Source organism: Aminobacter sp. P4_H6_2 (assembly GCF_056400805.1).
Map to the genome: position 1 here is coordinate 1 of NZ_JBFUKO010000573.1, position 3,460 is coordinate 3,460.

Below are 3,460 nucleotides of genomic sequence, written 5' to 3' on the forward strand. Positions count from 1 at the left end.
CTGGCGTCGCCAGTGCCGTCAAGGCGTTGCTGCCCGAGGCAAAGGTGCTTGCTGTCGAAGACGAGAACGCAGCACCCGTGACGGCAGCTCTTGGAGCGGGGCATATCGTCGAAATCGAAACGCGCCCCTCTTTCATCAAGAGCATCGGGGGGCCGTCGCTGGTGCCGCAACTCTGGCCGGTGGCAAGTGAGTTGATCGATGGCGCTGTGACCGTCAGCCTCGAGCAGGTGACGGAGGCCATGCGACTGCTGTTTTCCAAGGGCAAGATCGTCGCCGAAGGCGCTGGCGCCGCTTCGCTCGCAGCAGCCCTTTCGAGCGAGCATGCTAGAGGCAACGTCGTTTGTGTCATCTCTGGCGGCAACATCGACGCCCAGGCCTACGCCACGGTGCTTGCCGGCGGCATTCCCGCACCTTGAATCTTTCAAGCTTGTAAGACCCAGTGAAACGGCTCTACAAAGCCTGTCCGGACCGGACTGCTATCTGGTTCGCCAGCTGAGGAAAGACCGGGCAGAGATGGACGAACGCAAAGAAACGGCGAACGCCACCGCATGGGTCGACGGCGAGACCAAGGTGCAGGAAGCGCCCGCCGATCACGGTACCGAACTTCGGCTGTGGCTACGCCTGCTGACGTGCTCGACGCTGGTTGAGACCGAGATACGCCGGCGCCTGCGCGAAGAATTCGATTCCACCCTGCCCCGCTTCGACCTGATGGCCCAGCTCGAACGCGCCCAGGACGGCATGGTGCTTGGCGAAGTGTCTAAGCGCATGATGGTGTCGCCCGGCAACATCACCGTGCTCGTCGAGCGGCTTGCCGAAAGCGGCCATATCAGCCGTACCACATCGCCGACCGACCGCCGCGTGCAGATCATCGCGCTTACGCCCTTCGGCCGCGCCGAGTTCGAAAAGATGGCGGCAGCCCATGCCGACTGGATCGCCGACCTGTTCGGCAATCTGGCGCCGAAAGACGGCGCTGTACTGCTCGACGAACTTGCCAAGCTCAAGCGCTCGGTCGTCGCTTCCCTCGCCAAGGGTGCATGATCAAATCGCGCTAACCTATGCACGGAACCTGGCGCGGTAGTCGCTCGGAGTCAGCCCGACGATGCGCGTGAAGACCTTGCGAAATGCACCAGGGTCGCCGTAGCCGACCTCCCAGGCGACCTTGTCGACGGACTGCGTGGTGAACTGGAGCAATTCGCGCGCCTTGCCGACGCGCACCCGCTGACCGTAATCCGTCGTCGTCAGTCCGGTCGCCTTTTGGAAACGGCGCAGGAAGGTCCGCTCCTCGAGTCCCGCCAGAGCAGCGAGCGTTGCAAGGCTCAGATCCTTGGCTTCGGTCGCCTGCAACCAGTGCTGCACCTTGAGTATGGCAGCATCGCCATGGCTGAGGCGTGGCGCGAAGGCACTGTAATAACGCTGTTCGCGCCCGGGCGGATCGAGAGCCAGCACCCGAGCCGTCTCGACCATCACCGTCGGGCCGAGGAAGCGGTCGACGAGCTTGAGGCCGAGGTCGGTCCAGGCCATGAGGCTGCCAGCGGTGATGATGTCGCCATCGTCGATGACCAGCCTGTCGGTATCGAGCTTTGCCTGGGAAAGCGCAAGCGGAATGCATCGTCGTAGACCCAGTTGGTGGTCACTGCCCGCCCTGCCAAAAGACCGGTCTCGCCAAGCAGGAAGGCCCCCGCACAGACTGACGCCAGCACTCCGCCCGCGCCGTGGCGATCGCGCAGCCAGTGCGCCAGCGGTGCGGCGAGTTCGGGTGATATCGGGTCGCCGAGCGCCGGTGGCACGACAAACACGGCGGGAACGCTCGATGCGTCGGGATGGGTATCGAACACCCTCGCTGGCGGCATCCCCGGTTGTTCGGCCTGCCAGTGGCACACGCGGAGAGTAGGCGGCGGCGTATCGCGGCTCTTGCGCCGGGCAGTGCGGTTGGCGAGGTCGAAAAGGTCGGTCATGCCGAGCACCGCTGACATCTGTGCGCCGGGATAAAGCAGCAGCCCGATCTCGATCACGTCGCCTTCAGCCATTTGTCGGAATCGCCCCTGGTTATGTCGATATCGCCAATAGGCCGGCACCATAATCCATAGCATCTTTCACGCAACATCTTCCCAACAGCAAAGGCAACGGGACATGAGCAAGCGCGCAATCATCGCCATCGACATCCAGAACGAGTATTTTCCAGCCGGCAGGTTTCCGCTCGTTGGCATAGAGCAGGCAACGGCAAACGCCGCCCGCGTCATCGCGGCGGCGCGCGCCAAGGGCGATGCGGTCATCCATGTTCGTCACCTATCGCTGTCTGAAGATGCCCCCATCTTTGCGCCAGCAACCCCCGGCATCGAGATCAATGTCGCCGTGCACCCGGCCGACGGCGAGAAGGTCATCACCAAGAATTTCGTCAATTCGTTTCGCGGCACCGACCTGAAAGAGACACTCGACGCCGGCGGCGTTGAAGAAGTGGTGATCGTCGGCGCCATGAGCCACATGTGCATCGAAGGCGCGACCCGGGCAGCATCGGACTTCGGTTACAAGACGACCGTCGTCCACGACGCCTGCGCCACGCGTGACCTGGAGTTTGGCGGCGCGACCGTGCCGGCAGCGCAGGTCCACGCCGCCGTCATGGCCGCGCTGGCCTTTGCCTATGGCGAGATCGTCGACACCGCCACCTTCCTTACCCGGTAGCATCTGCAGGGCTTGGCCCTTAACCTTTCGGCCCGGTCGCCAGCGCATTTCGCCAGCGGTCGGGGGCCGCCATGTCCAAAAATAACTTTAAGCTTGAAGTTCTTTTCGAAAGCGTCCATGCTGCCTCCATGGTCAAGGTTGGGCGAGCCGCGCCCGCCGGGACCGCACGGTTTGCGGAGGAGAACGGCATGCGCATTGTCTGTATTGGTGGTGGGCCTGCTGGTCTCTACTTCGCGCTCCTGATGAAGAAGCAGCACCCCGAGCATCAGGTAACCGTTGTCGAGCGCAACCGCCCCTTCGACACCTTTGGCTGGGGTGTGGTCTTCTCCGATGCCACCATGCAGTCGATGCGCCAGTGGGATCCGGCAACCGCCGAGACGATCGAGGTCGCCTTCAACCACTGGGACGACATCGAGCTGGTGTTCAAGGGCCGCAAGATCCGCACCACCGGTCACGGCTTTGTCGGCATCGGCCGCAAGAAGATGCTCAACATCCTGCAGGAGCGTTGCCTCGAACTCGGCGTCGAGCTGGTCTTCGAAACCGACGTTCAGGGCGACCAGGATTTTCCCGACGCCGACCTGATCATTTCCGCGGATGGCATCAATTCGCGCATCCGCCACAAATACGCGGATATCTTCAAGCCCGACATGGTGATGCGGCCCAACCGCTATATCTGGCTCGGCACCGACAAGCGTTTCGACGCCTTCACCTTCGATTTCCAAAAGACCGAGCATGGCTGGTTCCAGGCTCACATCTATCGCTTCGACGAAAACACCTCGAC

Annotated in this window: 4 protein-coding genes and 1 pseudogene; 4 read left to right on the forward strand and 1 reads right to left on the reverse strand. The window is 62.7% G+C overall.

Annotated features, from left to right (window positions below):
* Positions 1-416 (forward strand): pyridoxal-phosphate dependent enzyme (locus tag AC1DUU_RS26755; RefSeq protein ID WP_476786384.1); only part of this gene is annotated, 416 nt, incomplete at its 5' end.
* Positions 417-513: 97 nt separating this feature from the next.
* Positions 514-1,038 (forward strand): MarR family winged helix-turn-helix transcriptional regulator, encoded by a 525-nt coding sequence (locus AC1DUU_RS26760; protein ID WP_476786385.1) that lies wholly within the window; start codon positions 514-516, stop codon positions 1,036-1,038.
* 15 nt (positions 1,039-1,053) lie between these two features.
* Here AC1DUU_RS26760 and AC1DUU_RS26765 read toward each other — a convergent pair.
* Positions 1,054-2,027 (reverse strand): annotated as a pseudogene (locus AC1DUU_RS26765) (GlxA family transcriptional regulator).
* A 103-nt stretch (positions 2,028-2,130) separates the two neighbouring features.
* Here AC1DUU_RS26765 and AC1DUU_RS26770 point away from each other — a divergent pair.
* Both AC1DUU_RS26770 and AC1DUU_RS26775 read left to right on the forward strand, forming a co-directional pair.
* Positions 2,131-2,679, forward strand: coding sequence for a cysteine hydrolase family protein (locus AC1DUU_RS26770; protein WP_476786386.1), 549 nt, complete (start codon positions 2,131-2,133; stop codon positions 2,677-2,679).
* Between the two features lie 188 nt (positions 2,680-2,867).
* Positions 2,868-3,460 (forward strand): lycopene cyclase family protein (locus AC1DUU_RS26775; protein ID WP_476786387.1); only part of this gene is annotated, 593 nt, incomplete at its 3' end.